At 46.6% G+C, this 15,473-nt stretch carries 18 protein-coding genes; 4 read left to right on the forward strand and 14 right to left on the reverse strand.

What is annotated here, in order from left to right; all coding sequences use genetic code 11:
* Nucleotides 1–14: 14 nt before the first annotated feature.
* A complete protein-coding gene (locus QJS83_RS07075; RefSeq protein WP_284608468.1) occupies nt 15–746 on the forward strand; it encodes a glycosyltransferase family protein in 732 nt (243 codons plus the stop codon).
* Here QJS83_RS07075 and QJS83_RS07080 read toward each other — a convergent pair.
* Nucleotides 726–1,637, reverse strand: coding sequence for a YheT family hydrolase (locus QJS83_RS07080; protein ID WP_284608469.1), 912 nt, complete (start codon nt 1,635–1,637; stop codon nt 726–728). The two genes, QJS83_RS07075 and QJS83_RS07080, sit on opposite strands and share 21 nt — an antisense overlap.
* On the opposite strand from QJS83_RS07080, the gene QJS83_RS07085 reads away from it, so the two are divergent.
* On the forward strand, nt 1,588–3,453 hold the full coding sequence (locus tag QJS83_RS07085; protein WP_284608470.1) for a hypothetical protein: 1,866 nt from the start codon (nt 1,588–1,590) through the stop codon (nt 3,451–3,453). The genes QJS83_RS07080 and QJS83_RS07085 overlap by 50 nt on opposite strands.
* A gap of 59 nt (nt 3,454–3,512) precedes the next feature.
* On the opposite strand, the gene QJS83_RS07090 is transcribed toward QJS83_RS07085, so the two are convergent.
* From QJS83_RS07090 to QJS83_RS07105, 4 genes are all read right to left on the reverse strand, one after another.
* Nucleotides 3,513–4,283, reverse strand: coding sequence for a protein-glutamine glutaminase family protein (locus QJS83_RS07090; RefSeq protein ID WP_284608471.1), 771 nt, complete (start codon nt 4,281–4,283; stop codon nt 3,513–3,515).
* Nucleotides 4,284–4,347: 64 nt separating this feature from the next.
* Nucleotides 4,348–5,181, reverse strand: coding sequence for a DUF6279 family lipoprotein (locus QJS83_RS07095; RefSeq protein ID WP_284608472.1), 834 nt, complete (start codon nt 5,179–5,181; stop codon nt 4,348–4,350).
* A 106-nt stretch (nt 5,182–5,287) separates the two neighbouring features.
* Nucleotides 5,288–5,677, reverse strand: coding sequence for a hypothetical protein (locus QJS83_RS07100; protein WP_284608473.1), 390 nt, complete (start codon nt 5,675–5,677; stop codon nt 5,288–5,290).
* Between the two features lie 144 nt (nt 5,678–5,821).
* Nucleotides 5,822–6,328 carry a Spy/CpxP family protein refolding chaperone gene (locus tag QJS83_RS07105; RefSeq protein ID WP_284608474.1) on the reverse strand — a complete coding sequence of 169 codons (507 nt, stop codon included), beginning with the start codon at nt 6,326–6,328 and terminating at the stop codon, nt 5,822–5,824.
* A gap of 200 nt (nt 6,329–6,528) precedes the next feature.
* Between QJS83_RS07105 and QJS83_RS07110 the strand changes: the two genes are divergently transcribed.
* The gene (locus tag QJS83_RS07110) at nt 6,529–6,801 is read left to right on the forward strand and encodes a KH domain-containing protein (RefSeq protein ID WP_284608475.1); all 273 of its coding nucleotides are present in this window, start codon (nt 6,529–6,531) and stop codon (nt 6,799–6,801) included.
* Here the strand turns inward: QJS83_RS07110 and QJS83_RS07115 are convergent, their stop codons facing one another.
* The 4 genes from QJS83_RS07115 to QJS83_RS07130 form a co-directional block, all read right to left on the reverse strand.
* The gene (locus QJS83_RS07115) at nt 6,802–7,983 is read right to left on the reverse strand and encodes a sodium/glutamate symporter (protein ID WP_284608476.1); all 1,182 of its coding nucleotides are present in this window, start codon (nt 7,981–7,983) and stop codon (nt 6,802–6,804) included. It lies immediately after the preceding gene.
* A gap of 33 nt (nt 7,984–8,016) precedes the next feature.
* Nucleotides 8,017–8,757, reverse strand: coding sequence for a ZIP family metal transporter (locus tag QJS83_RS07120; RefSeq protein WP_284608477.1), 741 nt, complete (start codon nt 8,755–8,757; stop codon nt 8,017–8,019).
* Nucleotides 8,758–8,784: 27 nt separating this feature from the next.
* The gene (locus tag QJS83_RS07125) at nt 8,785–9,288 is read right to left on the reverse strand and encodes a Dps family protein (protein ID WP_284608478.1); all 504 of its coding nucleotides are present in this window, start codon (nt 9,286–9,288) and stop codon (nt 8,785–8,787) included.
* 115 nt (nt 9,289–9,403) lie between these two features.
* Nucleotides 9,404–10,360: a hydrogen peroxide-inducible genes activator gene (locus QJS83_RS07130; RefSeq protein ID WP_284608479.1), complete on the reverse strand. Its 957-nt coding sequence runs from the start codon at nt 10,358–10,360 to the stop codon at nt 9,404–9,406.
* Nucleotides 10,361–10,403: 43 nt separating this feature from the next.
* Here QJS83_RS07130 and QJS83_RS07135 point away from each other — a divergent pair, with 43 nt between their 5' ends.
* Nucleotides 10,404–11,078, forward strand: coding sequence for a protein-L-isoaspartate O-methyltransferase family protein (locus QJS83_RS07135; RefSeq protein WP_284608480.1), 675 nt, complete (start codon nt 10,404–10,406; stop codon nt 11,076–11,078).
* Between the two features lie 6 nt (nt 11,079–11,084).
* On the opposite strand, the gene QJS83_RS07140 is transcribed toward QJS83_RS07135, so the two are convergent.
* The 5 genes from QJS83_RS07140 to QJS83_RS07160 form a co-directional block, all read right to left on the reverse strand.
* Nucleotides 11,085–11,396, reverse strand: coding sequence for a transcriptional regulator (locus QJS83_RS07140; protein WP_284608481.1), 312 nt, complete (start codon nt 11,394–11,396; stop codon nt 11,085–11,087).
* A 10-nt stretch (nt 11,397–11,406) separates the two neighbouring features.
* Nucleotides 11,407–12,738 (reverse strand): OmpA family protein, encoded by a 1,332-nt coding sequence (locus QJS83_RS07145; protein ID WP_284608482.1) that lies wholly within the window; start codon nt 12,736–12,738, stop codon nt 11,407–11,409.
* A 162-nt stretch (nt 12,739–12,900) separates the two neighbouring features.
* Entirely contained in the window at nt 12,901–13,533 is a 633-nt protein-coding gene (locus QJS83_RS07150; protein ID WP_284608483.1) for a sulfite exporter TauE/SafE family protein, read from the reverse strand.
* Nucleotides 13,530–14,918, reverse strand: a complete 1,389-nt coding sequence (ccoG, locus tag QJS83_RS07155) for a cytochrome c oxidase accessory protein CcoG (protein WP_284608484.1) — start codon at nt 14,916–14,918, stop codon at nt 13,530–13,532. Before ccoG ends, QJS83_RS07150 begins: the two co-directional genes overlap by 4 nt.
* Complete coding sequence (locus QJS83_RS07160) at nt 14,915–15,472, reverse strand: cbb3-type cytochrome c oxidase N-terminal domain-containing protein (RefSeq protein WP_284608485.1); 558 nt, start codon at nt 15,470–15,472, stop codon at nt 14,915–14,917. The genes ccoG and QJS83_RS07160 overlap by 4 nt, the downstream gene beginning before the upstream one ends.
* Nucleotide 15,473: the final 1 nt, after the last annotated feature.

Here is a 15,473-nt window from a genome sequence, read left to right on the forward strand (position 1 = left end):
TACCTATCGTAAAGATGGAATCTTCTGTGTCAACCCCGCATTGCTCTTTCGTTGTGTATTTAAACCGCGACTCCGCGCTCGTGCCGGATTTCCTGAAAGACGTGCGCAGTTTTTTTCAGAAGTTTCCTTTGTCTTACGAACTGATTTTCGCTGTCGAAAATAATGCTTCGGCCTGTTCCGAAATCCTTCAGCCCGAACTTAAAAATGCCGGGCCCAAAGAAACCTTGGTGCTTTTGCAGAACACAAAAACACGCGGTCGCGCGGAAAGCTTGCGCCACGCTTTACACAAAGCCCAAGCTCCGTTTGTTCTTGTCGCGACTGTGGAGATGGCAACTCCGTTAGGCGATTTATTTAAAATTTTGCAGCATCTGATGACCGAGCCCGATGTCGATATCTGTTGGGGAGATCGCACCAGCCGCAAGGACAGTCCTTTCCAATACAAACGCGAACCTCGGCATCGTATCGAACACACCTTTAACGCCATTACTCGAGAAAAAAACAGACAGCCCTTTAAAGATCCGTCGTGCGAAATTTGGGGAATTAAAAAAACAGCATGGTCAGACATCGGCAACTCCTCCCCTACGCACCCCTGGAGAGGCTGGTATACGGCCCCTTACGTACAAAATCTTTGCCGGAAATTAAATAAGAGCGTGGTGGAAGTACCCGTGTATGATTCCGGAGCGACGTCGCCTTCTTACTCGCTCTGGAAAGAGCGTCTGAATTTGTTAACGAAGGGTGTTTTCTAACCCTTTGAGCGCCTCACAAAGATAATAATCCAACCAACGAATACTTCCCAACGGTGTTGGTTTTCTTGCGATGTAACCTAAATGGCCGCCGCGTTTTTCAATATGCACACTGGTGAATTTTGAAAAAGGTGCTGAAAGATAATTGTGCACGGAAACAAACGGATCGTCTTCCGCCGTCAACGCATAAGTGGGCACATCAATTTGCGGCAAATAATGAATGGACGAGCAAGAAGCATAATAGTCTTCCCGGCTTTTGAAACCGCCAGCTGGTGCCGTGTAAATCTCGTCCATGTCCCACACCGTCGCCCAAGGCGGAACCTTGTAAGGCTCGTCGATCAAACCGAGTTTGTATTTCTCGTTGATATTCTTTCTAAGGCGCGTAACGAAGCGAATATCATAGATGCGATTAAATCCCGTTTTTAAAAGTTTCGATCCCGCTTTAAGACTAAGAGGAGCATTCACGGTGATAGCGCCGTCTGGTTTGTGCTTCCCGCGAAAACCTCCCAAAAGGCACAACAAAATATTGCCGCTCATGGAGTAGCCGATAGAAATCTGTTTCTTCTGTGGAAACATCGCCCGCAAATGCGCAAGCACGACAGAGACATCTTCCGCTCGGCCCGAATGATAAGGGTGTTTCGCGTGATGCAGTAATGCGAATAATGCGAACAACGGCAATAACGGAAATAACGGAAATAACGGCATTCGTGGAACTTCCACAACCGAAGCTCCGACTGTCACTGTAACTGTGACAACGACGGAAACTACGGCAGGCACGATCACAACGTCGACAACAGAACAGCCGACTGTAACTACGACAGAGACGACGGAAGGTTCCACGTCAGTGACAACTTCTACGTCTACGTCGACTTCAACAGCGACTGCGACTTCCACTACGGGAGGCTTTGAAGAGGAAGAAGAAAACGAGTTGAAAGCGAAGTTAAAACCTCTGTTCCATCTCAGCTTCGACTACGGTTCTTACATCGTGAACTTGACGCCTCACTTCAGAGACGTTCAGCCTAAGTCTAAATTCGTAAACTACGATTACAGACCTAGTTCAGACGCTTTGATTTACGGCGACTATCGTGACGGTTTCCAAAAAACTGTTTACGGTTCAATCGAAGTAGGTATCGGTGCGCAAGTGAAATTCTGGTTCGATAACGCAACTGGAATTCGTCAGAGCTTCTGGGGCTACGTCGGTGTATTGCCAATCGTAGGTAAAGACACAGAATCAGTTCGCTACGTAAGCACTTTGGAAAAAGCGCACGCTATGGGCGGACGTTGGGAAGTTCCTAAAGACGCTTCAGACCTAGATCGTTGGGACGCTGGTGACAGCATCACTTATGTCGGTCACGGTGGTATCATCTTCTCTGCAGGTGCTGGTTTCGGTCCTGTTGGTGTTGGTGTTGCTAAACTTGCAAGCGGTACTTGGGAAACATACGTAGAGAAAGTGGATTCACAAACAGCGTACGTGAAAATGTCACGCGGTAAGTTGAACAGCTTCTCAATGTTCACGAACGTTGCCATCCTTACTTTGAGTGTTAACGACTTCAAATATGCAGATGATGGATTCTCGTTCTTGTTCGATCTATCGACAGAAGTAGGTCGTAAGGCTTACGAAGATATGATCCGCGGTAACGTTCTTGCTTCAGAAAATATTGCGGCACAGCCAACGAAAAATCTTGTTGAGCGCGCTCCTGTATTGAAAGTGGAAACATTCCGCTCTGTCTCTACAGGCCGTATTGTCAGCAAGTCTTTGGCGATCCCAATTATCTGGGACAAAACATACAGCACAGGCAAAGTATATTCATTCACGACATCTGATATGCATATCGATCGCAACACGGCTCGTGTTCACTACGGTATCTACTCAGATTCTGAAGACTCTCGTTTCTGGACAAGACATAAAGAGAAAGACCTTATGTTCTATGGTGCGAAGTACTCCGTTGAAAACTGGGATACTCACTCGACTATGGAAAGCATGTTCGGTACTTACTCCTATGCATTCAGACATGAGAAATCAAATGGTGCACGCCTTAAAAAAGGTATCATGGAGCTTGTTAGAAAAACGGGTATAGACTCTTTGATGATTGGCGTCCCTGATCGTGATCTTGGTTACACAGGTCTTGAATTCAACGTCAACTTCAGTGATGAAGGAACTATGAGATTGATGAGTGCGGCACAAAGCATGAGTCAAGACGAGTTCATCGATAAAGCCGTGGATATGGTACAACCATACTTCAGCTCTAAAGGCGATCCGTACGACTATTGCGTCTTTGACGGTGGCGCTGGTGTCTCTGGCACTTGCGTAAACAGAACGATCAAAAATACATCCGCAGCAGCTAGCAAAATGTACTTCGCGTTGCGTTCTATGTACAAGTACATGAATTCGAATCCGAAGGCATTCGCAGCAGCTTACGGTAAGTTCGGTGAAGGTATGGCAGAGAACCATTTCACATTCAAAGCAGCCGTGAAAATGGCGGGTCCTGGTACAACGATGGATTACCTTGTTGAAGGTACTCATACGAATATGTACTACCGTGAATGGACAGTGGGCGACAACGGACGTTGGGTGCCATCTCCAACGACGGGTCAAAAATACAAAGGTCTTCCGTTCAAACCGCAAACTCGTCACTCACGAGTACGTGGTATGATCATCGGAAACTCAGATGCTGGCAAATTGCCGCATATGACTCCAGTGACATTCTAATAAGAGTGTTGGAAAAGACTCAGTTTACGAAGCCGTCGGGGGAAACCTCGGCGGCTTTTTTAATAGCCGGCGTCGATCATGTCGAGGCGCTCTTGTTCGCGCTCAAGCTGGAAAAGATATTCATCTTCGCCATTGGGATCTTTGCTATACTGTTTGAATTCTTGCAATGACTTGCGAATGCCGTCATTAAAGGACTTATCCGCAAAATTGATCTTGATATACCCTTGAGAATCATACTGTGTCGCCGGAGTGAATGTCAGGCGAGCGTCCATTTTCGGATCGTGCTTCGTCATATCCGCTTTCCACTGTGTCGATGGGACGGCCTGGCTTTCCATGGAAGGGTCGAGCGTATAGGGAATGATCTTTCCGTTTTTTTCAACCAAGACCACCGGAGCCACATGATATTTCCATGTGATGATCTGACCCTTTTTCTTTGGATGCGGAATTTTAAGGCGCGGAGCTTTTTTCAAGTCCACCGTCGCAAAGCCTTTTAACGGAGTAATACCTTTAAGCAAAAGCAAGCGCGACATTTCATGAGCGCGCTGTTCGCAACCAGCCACGGAAAAATCGAAAGGGATTTCGTCGTTGCTTTGGAATTCCGCAAATAGTTTTTGCGCGTCTTCTTCGCTCATAACCGTGGCGCGTTTTCCCTCGAAAGTCACCGTGCGCGCCGATGCCGGAGTCACCGATTCCGCATTACAGGGACGGCTTTCTGATTTATTCAAATGGCGAAGAGTTTTATCGAGTTGCTTCGCAAACGGCACGAGGTCATCGCCTTGCGCGAAAGAAGCGGAACTAAGAAATAAAAGAAAAACGAGCAGCCTCAGCATTCTCTATCTTGTCGGTAAGCGAGCGCGGAAAGATTATAGAGAGGCCTGTCTCAAAAAGAGAAAATCAGCCTCTTTTGCGAATTCGTTCGAGCTGCGCCAGTTTTTCGGAAAGATTATTCAGCAATTCCGCCTTTTGATTCGCATTCAAGCTCGTCAGAACTTGCACAACCAGCTTTTCCAAGCTTTGCTGGTATTGCTGATAAGCCTGCTTATACTCGGGCAGGGAATACTGTTCCGGATGGGCGGAGTAATTCTTTACAAAAAGAGCGATTTGTTCGGGCGAGCCACGCTCTTTCAAAAAAGTTTGAAAGACGTGTTCTTTGTTTTTAAGTTTTAATGCCGCAGGATAGGGTGTCTCGTTTAAATGTTTTTCGATCAGATTTTTTTGTTCGGCGGTTAAATCACCAAGAAACATCTCAAAATATTTATAGTATTTGTCGCGCAGGTTATTGCGATATTTTTGCGTATCACTTATTTTTTCGTGATCTTCTTTGGCTTTGTCCCGAAAAGCTTTGTTGAAGTGGTTCAGTTGATTGCTATCAACACTGGCCATGAAGCTGACTGCGGTCTCTGAAAAATGTCCTGTAAAGGAGGACACGTTTTTCATCACAGTATTAAAATACAACTCCACACGATTTTTTGTCAGAGATCCTTGCGCAACGTCGGATTTGAATTTGGAGATCTCGTCCATCCATTGCGGTAAAAGCTCATTCTTCAGGCGTTTGAAGTCCGCCTGGAGATATTTTTTAAGTTCCTTTTTTTGTTCTGATGAGATGTCGAAATAGTCGTCGACTTTTGCGGCGAGAAAAGTGTCCGCCCAATTCACCGCTAAGTCCAAGCGGGAACAAGCGGAAAAACAAAAGAGACTTGCGCAGATTAAAAAGATTGTTTTGATCATCCGTGATTTTTTCCTTACAGTGAAGCCTACCTTTTTTCATTTTGGCGGCGGGAAAAATCACACTTTCTCAGGACGAGAGACGAGGCAGATGCGACAGGAGCTCAGCTTAGCGGCATTTCTCCTGATTCCATTTTTTAAGTTCAGCGGCAGAAGAGTCACTTGCATCGAACCATCGCGCTTCTTCGAATTGCCACACGAAATCCATCTTGTAAGTGTTGTAGCGATTCACATAGTGAAGTCCGTCGCAGATACCTTCAAGGCCCTTATCCGTTGTGTACCAATCTTCATGAGTTCCGGTCACTTGCGTGCGCTGTTGTTGAGCGTCTTGGCAAGTGTAAACGCAAGTCCATTTTCTCTTCGTGCCGTACCAGGTTTTTTTATAGTACTCGTATTTCTTTGAAAAAGGGTCGGCGATACAGCTGCACGCTTGAGCAGAAGTCGCGACAAATTGCAGAGCGAGAATTCCCGTGATCAAGAATAAAAATGATTTTTGCATCGGCCTTGTATATCAGACGGGATCTGTTATTTCGATGGCGGAGAGATTATTCCCCATGAGGCAGGAACTATTTTCTTGAATGACTAATCTTTAAACAGCCGAAGTAAAAGGGGCCTCCATTCTAGAAACCCCTCATTAGTAAAACTAAGGTTGTTTCGGCGGAAGTTTCGAACAGCGTTCGATGAGTCTTTCCATCATCTTTTGTCTTTTAATCTTCATCGTGCAGCGAAGAGCTGGCATTCTTTGTTCCGGTTTCAGAATATCGTAGAACACTTTTAATTCGAAATTCATCTTGGCAGTACCCGCTGTCATCGCCGTCGTTTTGAGATTGTTCGCAGCAGCCAGACCGATGTCTTTTGTCGATGTCGTATCAACCAAGGTGTGAACGTAGTCCATCCATGCGTTTTTCAAAGCCGCGTCTGTTGTGTTTTTTTGTTTTGCATAAGCGAACTTTGCCTCACGTAAAGCGGTTTTTTGTGCATCGTCAAGCTGCACTTGTTCGCACTCCTGAGGATGATGAGGTTTTTCCAGCGCCTCTACCAGAGTCATGGCAATTTCTTGATCTTCATCAAGGGCCAAAGCCGGGTTGGCGTTCGCAAAGGCTGGTAGGAACAAGCAAAGTCCAGCAGTGAAAGTCATCAAGCGATTCATGGGGCCTCCTTATTGATATTTGAGAACTGAATTGAAACTAAACTTTTCCTGTTTGAGTAGAAGAATGGCCGGGAAATGTAGAGACTCAAGCGTTTCTGCAAAGACTTTGGTGGAACACATTCTAGGCTAGGAGGAATCCTCACTATTGCGTCCACTTTGTGATTCCCTACAGAATGAGAGAGAAATCGACGGAGGAACGAGTGTTAACTCAGACAATTATTGAAGACAACGCGGTAAGAGACCGGTTGGCTAAAGTGCTTCAGAGTGTGATCGAAGAAATGACATCGAGCCAGGAAATCGTTGTCAGTTTCGCAACCGGGGATAAAACGACTGTGTATAAAGTGACATTGCCCCAGGAGTTCCGCGGGAAATTGATCGGATCTCAAGGTAAGAACATTACTTCGCTTCGAAATATTATTGGAGCTATGGCGGGCAACCATGGATTCCGCGCCATCATCGAGCTCGTCATCTAGTTATCTTAGATAATTCAGACAAAAAGTAATCGCTGTTGCGTTGATAAAGTCAATGAAACAAGATCCGACCAAAGGAACAACTAAGAAAGCCTTTGGTGCAGGACCGTATTTTTGTGACAGGGATGACATATTGGCCATGGCATTGGCCGAAGTTCCCATCATAAATCCTACGTAACCGGAACTGATAATTGCGGCTTCATAATCCCTTCCGGTAAACCAAAAAGCAGGCCCCAAGGCAGTGATCGCGACAAGCAGCACTTGCACAATCAAGAAAACAAAAATCGGCAAAGCGGCGTTTTTAAGTTCGTCTAAACGCAGAGACATAATTGCCATCGCGATAAAAAGAGTCAGAGCGACAGAACCAATCTCCTCAATCCAGTCGGCTTGAATTTGGAAAACAGGTTTTACGTCTTCAATATTGCGGACGACGGCCGCGATAATCATCGAGCCAATATAGATCGGCAAAGTGATTCCTTGTGCATTTATCCAAGAACTCAAAGCCGTGCCGAAACCCATAATCACTGCGAGTCCCAGAAAATGCATCAAAAGATCTTTGCCGGGAGTCGCCTTCAGCAGCAGAGGTGCTTCCTGTTGCGACACCGTTTTATGGTTGCCACTGACCAGATTTTTTTTATGCAAAAGATGAGTCGCAAGAGGCGTTCCGACCAGTCCGCCCAAAAGAATTCCACCCATCGCGGTCGTAAGACCGATGACGGAAGCGCCGGTGACTCCAGCTTGTTCAAACAAAGGACCAAAAGCCAGAGCGGTGCCGGGACCTCCTGTCAACGACACCGCTCCAGTCAAAACACCCATTAAAGGCGGCAAATCCATAAGTTTTGCCAAGCCGATGCCCGCGCCAATCTGCAGGAAAAGACCGACGATCGCGAGAGCCAAGAAAAACACAACGGTACGTCCGCCTTCTTTCAATAATTTGAGAGACGCCGAATAACCGATCGACGCAAAGAAGGCGATCATCAAACCTTCTTCGAGACCTTTGTTAAATTGAATCGAAAATAAATCGTAACTTTTTAAAATCGAAAGAATGAACGCCACAATGAATCCGCCAATAACCGGGGAAGGCAGATTGTATTTATCGATAAAGTGAATCTTGCGTTTGAGGTAGCGACCAAAATAAACAACAAGAGCGGCTAAAGCGACAGTTTGCAAAGATGTGAGTGTCATACCTAAAGCCTAAACGGATTTTGGTAGTCCTGTCTAGGCGATAATCCAGTTCATCACCACAACGGAGAGAGCTCCCATGACAAATTCTTTTTGTAAGAGATAGCGCATTTGCGTTTCTTTGAGCTTCGCAAAAACTTCTTCTAAAGTAACGCTGATCATCGCGCCGCCGGCGAACGCAAGAATGTAAGGTAGAGATGCCGAAGTCACCGTCGCGAACAATCCACCTGCGGCACCGCCCAAGATTTCCATGACACCTGTAAGGCACGCACCAAAGAAGGCCGTTTTGCGGGAAAGCCCAATAGAAAGAAAAGCAGCAGCCGTCGCTAAACCTTCAGGAAAGTTTTGAAAGACGATAGCGCCCACCACAGTCCAACCGTTGGCTTGAGAAATAGAGTCCGCACTTAATGCAGCTCCCGAAGCTAAACCCTCTGGGAGATTATGCAGCATCATCGCCGTGACAAAAAGCCAAGCACGACGATGCAATGACCAATCGGAAGGCGACACCTTGTGAATCAAATGACTGAGTCCGTAAATGGAAACCACGCCTAATACGAGCGCCAACGAAACTCCAGTCGCGCCATGGGCGCTTGAATAAGCGGGACCGATAAGATTAAAGGCAGCCGCGGCGAGCATCATCCCGATAGCAAAATCGAGATTGAGGCTTCGCCAGGGATTCCACGTTTTCGTTTCCTGCTTTAGCACAGGCAGAGCACCGAGCATCGTTGAGAGCCCTGTAATACCACCTGCTAAAAGTCCCATCCACGCACTCATCATAAAGCAGTTTCCTTTCTAAAACGTCAGTTAAGATCTGTGGCTTCGAATCATCCAAGCTGCCTTTTCATGGAAAGTAATCAAATCTTCGTAAAGCACCACAGCACTTGTTTCTTCCGCTTCTTCCGCGGCTTCCAAACGGGATCGCAAAGCAATCGCGATATTCGTATGATCTTGACTCAAAGTCTCGATCATCTGATTCGCGCTGAATTTTTCCGGAGCTTCCTGAATTGATGAAAGTTCTTTAAATTCTTTAAAAGATCCCGGAGTTTTGGATTTCAAAGCCCTGACGACTTCCGCCGTTCTGTCGACAAACTCAAAAAGTTCTTTGTATTGTTCTTCAAAGAGTTTGTGCAAAGAGAAGAACAAGGGACCTTCCACGTTCCAGTGAAAGTTTTGAGTTTTTAATTGCAGAAGATATTCGTCGGCTAACGTGACTTTCAGGGTTTCGACAACATTAGCCATATCCGTTTCAGCTCGCGGCACGGATTGCAGATTGCGACTTTCTTTAGACGCATGTGTACTTTGTCTCATAAATGCCTCCTCTGACCTCTTTTAGGATAGGGCAGGCTTTTCAGAGGGGAAAGTTCTCTTTTTCTATAGAAAGTATAGTGAAAATCTATAGATTAAAGGCGGGCATAGATGAAAACTATTTGAGAGTTCCTAGCGGATTGTCTACTTTTAATTGGTTTTTAGCACGAGTCAAAGACAGCCCTTCAGGAAGATTTTTCTTTATGTTTTCAATAAGCGCTTTAAGCAGCGCTTTTCTTTGAAAATGTGGTCCATGAATGAGACTCACCTCTCGAGTAGGAATCGGCTCTGAGAACGGTCGTAAGCGCTTTTTATCTTGAACGTCCATGGCCGCCAGCCAAGGTAAAAGTGTAAAGTTCTCGCCCTGATCCACGAGTTTTTTCAAAGTTTCAAGACTGCCGCTTTCGAAGGTGAAACTTTTGTCGGAAGACAGGACTTGTTTGCGATTACGACACAAGGACAGGCTTTGCTCGCGGAAGCAGTGGCCTTCGTTTAAAAGCAAAACCTCATCAATGGACAAGTCTTTTTCATCCACACTTTTTTTATCTAAGAGCGCATGCCCTTTGGCGAAGTAAGCCCAGAAGGGCTCATAAAAAAGAACGTGATTGGCGATGTTCAAATCGTCAATGGGTGTGACAACGATACCTAGATCAAGGCTGTGCGTGCGGATTTTTTCCACCATTGTTTCCGTTTGCAGTTCTTCAAAGGTCAAATGCAGGTTTTTGTAAGCATCCTTCATTCTTTTCAGAAACAACGGCAATAAGTAAGGTGCCAAGGTGGGAATAATTCCGATACGCAGTTCGCCTTTTAAAGAACCTTTCGCATCATCGACGATTTCCCGAATATGTTGTGAACCGCGCACGACCAAGCGCGCTTGGTGCAGAATTTCTTCGCCGACCGAAGTCGCTTTGATAGGCTGTTTCGTGCGATCGAATATGACGATCCCCAACTCTTCTTCCAGCTTTTGAATCTGCATGCTTAAAGTCGGTTGTGTAACGTGGCACTGGCGTGCGGCCTGGCTAAAGCTTCCGGTGTCGGCGACGGCAAGAATGTATTCGAGTTGCGTGAGTGTCATGATACAAGCTTGCCGTTGCCTCTAAAAGCTTGCAAGCTTAATCATGGCTTCACAAATCGAACTCTATCAGGAAAACGTGATAAAAAAAGCGTTGCCTCTGTCTGAGAAGGTGGTCGAGGCTTTTTATCATCATCCTCGTCATCTTTTTGTACCGGAATATTCAATAGCCGAAGCGTACTCAGATCATCCGCTTCTTTTATTTGAGCGATCTCCGCTTTTGTCGACGATTTCGCAACCCAGCTTTGTTTTGAAAATTCTGGATATGTTGCAACTTGAATCCGGTCATAAGGTTTTTGAACTCGGAACGGGAAGCGGGTGGAACACCGCCTTGATGGCGCATATTGTGGGTGACACTGGGAAAGTGATTTCCGTCGAAGTGATTCCGGAAATGGCAAAAAGAGCGACCGATATGTTAAAACAATTTCACGTGAAAAACGCCGTGGTCCTGGAAGGCGACGGGTTTGAAGGCTATCAGATAGAGTCCCCTTACGATCGCGCGATATTTACAGCAGGCTCCAGAGAATTTCCTGAAAAACTTTTCGAGCAACTGAAAGAGGGCGGACGGATGGTTTTTGTGCGGGAAACGCATTTAGGTTATGACTCGTTGGAACTCATTGAAAAGAAAAATGGAGTGGTTGACGTGATCTCGGCGGTGCCATGTTCGTTTGTTTCGGTGATCAGAAAGAAAGAGTCCCGCCTGCAAGACGGGACTCCCTGAGGTGAGTTAGGCCTTTGGATTCACATCGCGGCGAGCCGGCTTTTTGGGTTTAAGTTCCATCACTCGTTCCTTTTTCTCCTGAGAAACCTTTGCAGGTTTTTCTTCAGGTTCATCATAAAGATGGTAATGGGAAGCAATTTCCGCAACCTTTTCGCTGGCCTCTTCAATGGCCAAACCCACCTTCCGTTCTAAGAGATCCGCAATAGATTCGGAGCGACCTTTGGTTTGTTCCAGGTCATTTTCAGTGAGCTCATGCCATTTTTGCATAAGATCTTTTTTTAGTTCCGTCCATTTCGGTCCCGAAAGGTGTGTTGCCATAAGGCACCTCCTATTCGGTTTCAATAAGCAGATCGATACGTCTATTTTGCGCCCGACCTTGTGCCGTTGAGTTGTCGCTTACGGGTTTTTCAGGTCCCATACCGACGGCTTCAACTTGCCCTTCTGAAACCACGCCTTGTGATACAAGGAATTTTTCAACCGCTTCAGCTCTTTGTGCTGAAAGCTCTTTATTCTTTTCATAACTGCCTGTCGAATCCGTGTGGCCTTCCACTGTAATCTTAGAAGGTTTTACTTCGGCTAAAGCAGTATCCACTTTGCGTAAAGCCGCTTGGCTCTTAGGGCCCAAGGTGGCTTTGGCTGAGGGGAACTGCACGTTCTTCAAACGCAACATCACTTTATTGTTTTCAACGTAAACTTCCGCTTCGTTGGGTTTAAACTGAGTGCGCAATTTTGAAGCCGCTGCGTTCAAGTCAGCTTGTTTTTGCAGCTCCATCTTTTCGGCTTCCGTCGCGCTCAATTGGCTTTGTGATTGTTCCAATTGTTGTTCTGTTGACGAATAGTCTTTTCTAAGACTGGAGATGGTGCGCTGTTGTTTTTCCGCCGTCAAAACAAGATCCTCGGTATTCCCTTCGTTCACTTTTTTAGTGACATCAGTAAGATGAACGGACTCTCTTGTCGCGTCTTCAGAGGCGCGGCGAATCGCTTCATTGTTGCGAGGATCCGATTCGATGAGTTTAGAGGCGTTGTCGAATTTCATTTCCGCGATGCTCAAAGTTTTCGGAGCTTTTTTCAAGGCTCCTTCTTTTTTGGCAGCGTCGATATTTTCTTGGGCTGTTGAAAGATTGGCTTTTTTGACAGAGTCAACTTCAAGCTCGCGATAACGAGTTGTCAGATCGTTGCCTTTTTTCTCTGCCGGCCCCAGATTGCCTTTTTCGATGGAGGCAGTGATGTCTTCAAGATTGTTTTCAGCTTTCTTCCATTCTTTTTCGAAAAGTGTCGGAGCCCCCGCGCGTAATGCGCCGGCACGTGCATCCGTGATTTCTTTCATGGAAGTGCGGGAAATCTCGGCTTTCGAGTTGGCTTCCTGCAGCCAGCCGCGAGACTTCGCTACGTGTTCAAGAATGTCTTCATTCGACTTTCCTTTTTCGCGTTTTTCTTTGGCTTTCTCAAGCTCTTTAGAGGCGTCCGTGAAATTTTCAGGAGATAGAACATCCACTTGTTGATCACGCGCTTCTTTTAACATTTCCTCCGTGCGCTCAATTTCGGTTGCTGGGTTCGCACTGGACGAGATCTCCTGCATTGTCGGCGGAGTGCTCGCGCAACCAGCCACTGCAATCGCAAAGGCGGTAGAGGCCAAGAGTTGGTTCGCTCGGGAAATCATAAACGTCTCCTTATATGGATATGGTTATTGTCTCTTAAAAATAGGCTAATCCCCGCTATTCAGCGCACACAAGCAAAACAAAAAAAGGCGAACTTTGTCGTGATTCCCAACAGAGTCTTTCGCCAAGTTGCTTGCGATATTGAAATGATGATGTGTTAATTGTCAGTGCAGAAACATGAAGCTGCCGAGGGAATACAAACCAGAAATAACTAATATAATTCCGGCCCATTTTTGTTGTTTTAAACCAGCGCTTTGGACAGTCCTGCGAACCATAAAAGGGATGGCTGACAAAGCGGGAAGACCACCGAGCCAAAATAAAAACAAAGTCAGCGTTCCTGCCCAAGGACTCTTCGTTGTGATTGCTGCCGCCACGTAAGTGTAAAGCCAACCGCAAGGCAAAAAGGCCGTGAAAAGTCCCACAATGAATCCCGAGCGCTGCACGTGAAAAGCTTGGAGCCTGCGCAGTAATGCCAGGGGAGCATGAGTCCATGCCGGAGTTCTTTGCAAACGGGGAGCGAGCATAACAATGCCATAAAAACATAATAGCAGTGCTAACACGCCCGCTGAGATCCAGCGCAAAATCACAAAGTCACTGTTCAAAAAAAACTCGCCAAGACTTCCGGCAAGAAATCCCAAAAGTAAGTAAGAAGACAGCCGACCCAAATGATATTGCAAAAGATGATTTCGGGATTTCATCAAAGTCGCAATCGGGCCGCACATGGCAGCGCAGTGCCAGCTGCCGAAGAAACTTGAAGAGATAATCCCCAGAACTAAAAGGCCCGTTGCGGTTGTCATTGGCGTGGTCCCACTAAAATCAATTCACGCTCTGTCGTGAAGGACGACTTTAGATCGCGCAACAAAAGTTCGGTTTTGATTTGATTCTGTGAGTGAAACGCCTGCGGGGAAACGCGGGTAAAGAAATACCATTCTCTACTTTCCCCTGGTGCCAAATGAACAGGATTTTCAGCGACGGTGATTTCAATAGCGAGTTTGTTTTCTTTTAAAGACAGTTCATAGAGGGCAGGAAGCTTGCCTTGATTTTGGATGTGGACTTTGAACTGATTGAGGATCAACGTTTCGCCCTTTTGACCTTGGACGGATGAATAAGGAAGGCCGGCTCCGCGCAAAACGGTAAAGTGCACAGGTTGGCGGCTGCCTAAAGAGTAAACGAGACCGGCAGTGAGCAAAGTCAACGCAAGGATATAGAAGATGCTGCGCGATTTTTTCAGACTGATGGCGCTGCCATCCAAAGTGCGATAGCTGATCAGACCCTTTGGTTTTTTAACTTTTTCCATGATGTCATCGCACGCATCGATACACGCTGTGCAAGCGATGCATTCCATTTGTAAACCGTTACGGATGTCAATCCCCGTAGGGCAGACCTGCACACAGCGATTGCAAGAGACACAGTCGCCCGTTTTTTTGTCGGTCTTCACTCCCTTGCGAGGTTCGCCGCGCTCTACGTCGTAAACGACCGCCATGGACTTCGGATCCAGTAAAACAGATTGCAGCCGACCGTAAGGACACATGATCACGCAGAACTGCTCCCGGAACCAACCGAAGTCGAACAAAATCAAACCCGTAAAGACGAAGACCAAAACAAAGTAAGTCAGGTTTTCAGAGGGCGCTTTTTGCATCATCGCAATCAAGTCTTTGGCGCCGACGAAGTACGCCATAAAACTATGAGCGATAAGAGCGGAAACAACAAAAAACAAAAACCAGGTTGTGGCTTTTTTGCGAGCCTTCGCAGAAGTCATCGGACCGTCACGAAGCTGACGGCGCTGAATATAATTTCCTTCCACCCACTGTTCTATTCGGCGAAACACGCCGTCGATAAAAACTGTTTGTGGGCACGCCCAGCCACACCACACGCGGCCCCAGATGGAAGTAACAAAGGCCAGACCCAAAGCCGCTAATGCAAGAATAAAAAACAAAAGAGGAGCATCATGGGCTCGGAAAAGAATTCCAAATAAAGCAAACTCGCGGGCCGGGACGTTCAGCAAAATCGTTTGATGTCCCTGCATCTCCGTCCACGGCAGAGCGAGGAAAATAATCAGCAAAATCGCCTGAGTCCAGTTGCGATGGCGACGGAAGAAACCCCGCACTTCCGCCGGAATAATATCGACTCGGTCGCCATGCTGATCAACGCTAGTTAGTTTATTCGGATCTAAGGAACTCATTCAACTTTTTCTCCTTGCGGTTCTTTTCCGCCGGAAGACATCGTGCCTTTCTTCGCAAGAATGAAAGCCGCTACAGCGTAAATTTCATCTTTCTTCATAACCGGGCCCCATGGCGGCATGCCTTTTTCAGGAACGCCTTCGCGAATCACTTTAACAACGTCAAGGCGCTGACCTTTTCCGTGCAGCCAATAGCTGTCAGTTAGATTAGGACCGATAAGTCCTTCAAGTTTTTGCCCGTGGCAGGAAGCACATTTCGCCGCGAATTGAGATTCTCCCAGTGAAAGGACACCCTCCTTCGCGAAAAGAGCTTGTAATGACTCTTCCGTTTCCATCACCGAAGTGACTGCGGATTGGGCGCGTGATTTTTCCAGCTCTTCCATCGCGACTTTAAGTTCGTCATTCAGTGTCGGGCCGCCACCTAATTCATAATGAAGGTAATAGAGGAACGAGAAAATAATGGTAAGAAAAAATCCCCACAACCACCACGTAGGCAGAGGATTGTCATGCTCTACGATGCCGTCATAGACATGGAATTTTTCGTTGTCCTGGCTCATT

It is taken from the genome of Bdellovibrio sp. 22V (assembly GCF_030169785.1).
Lineage (GTDB): Bacteria > Bdellovibrionota > Bdellovibrionia > Bdellovibrionales > Bdellovibrionaceae > Bdellovibrio.

Excerpts from the sequence above, each read along its gene's own strand:
- QJS83_RS07140 (WP_284608481.1), bottom strand. The coding sequence starts at position 11,396 with ATGGCAACACACCTTTCGGGACCGAAATGGACGGAACTAAAAAAAGAT.
- QJS83_RS07130 (WP_284608479.1), bottom strand. The coding sequence starts at position 10,360 with ATGACACTCACGCAACTCGAATACATTCTTGCCGTCGCCGACACCGGA.
- QJS83_RS07125 (WP_284608478.1), bottom strand. The coding sequence starts at position 9,288 with ATGAGACAAAGTACACATGCGTCTAAAGAAAGTCGCAATCTGCAATCC.
- QJS83_RS07115 (WP_284608476.1), bottom strand. The coding sequence starts at position 7,983 with ATGACACTCACATCTTTGCAAACTGTCGCTTTAGCCGCTCTTGTTGTT.
- QJS83_RS07075 (WP_284608468.1), top strand. The coding sequence starts at position 15 with ATGGAATCTTCTGTGTCAACCCCGCATTGCTCTTTCGTTGTGTATTTA.
- QJS83_RS07090 (WP_284608471.1), bottom strand. The coding sequence starts at position 4,283 with ATGCTGAGGCTGCTCGTTTTTCTTTTATTTCTTAGTTCCGCTTCTTTC.
- ccoG (WP_284608484.1), bottom strand. The coding sequence starts at position 14,918 with ATGAGTTCCTTAGATCCGAATAAACTAACTAGCGTTGATCAGCATGGC.
- QJS83_RS07105 (WP_284608474.1), bottom strand. The coding sequence starts at position 6,328 with ATGAATCGCTTGATGACTTTCACTGCTGGACTTTGCTTGTTCCTACCA.
- QJS83_RS07100 (WP_284608473.1), bottom strand. The coding sequence starts at position 5,677 with ATGCAAAAATCATTTTTATTCTTGATCACGGGAATTCTCGCTCTGCAA.
- QJS83_RS07160 (WP_284608485.1), bottom strand. The coding sequence starts at position 15,472 with ATGAGCCAGGACAACGAAAAATTCCATGTCTATGACGGCATCGTAGAG.
- QJS83_RS07135 (WP_284608480.1), top strand. The coding sequence starts at position 10,404 with ATGGCTTCACAAATCGAACTCTATCAGGAAAACGTGATAAAAAAAGCG.
- QJS83_RS07145 (WP_284608482.1), bottom strand. The coding sequence starts at position 12,738 with ATGATTTCCCGAGCGAACCAACTCTTGGCCTCTACCGCCTTTGCGATT.
- QJS83_RS07150 (WP_284608483.1), bottom strand. The coding sequence starts at position 13,533 with ATGACAACCGCAACGGGCCTTTTAGTTCTGGGGATTATCTCTTCAAGT.
- QJS83_RS07120 (WP_284608477.1), bottom strand. The coding sequence starts at position 8,757 with ATGATGAGTGCGTGGATGGGACTTTTAGCAGGTGGTATTACAGGGCTC.
- QJS83_RS07095 (WP_284608472.1), bottom strand. The coding sequence starts at position 5,181 with ATGATCAAAACAATCTTTTTAATCTGCGCAAGTCTCTTTTGTTTTTCC.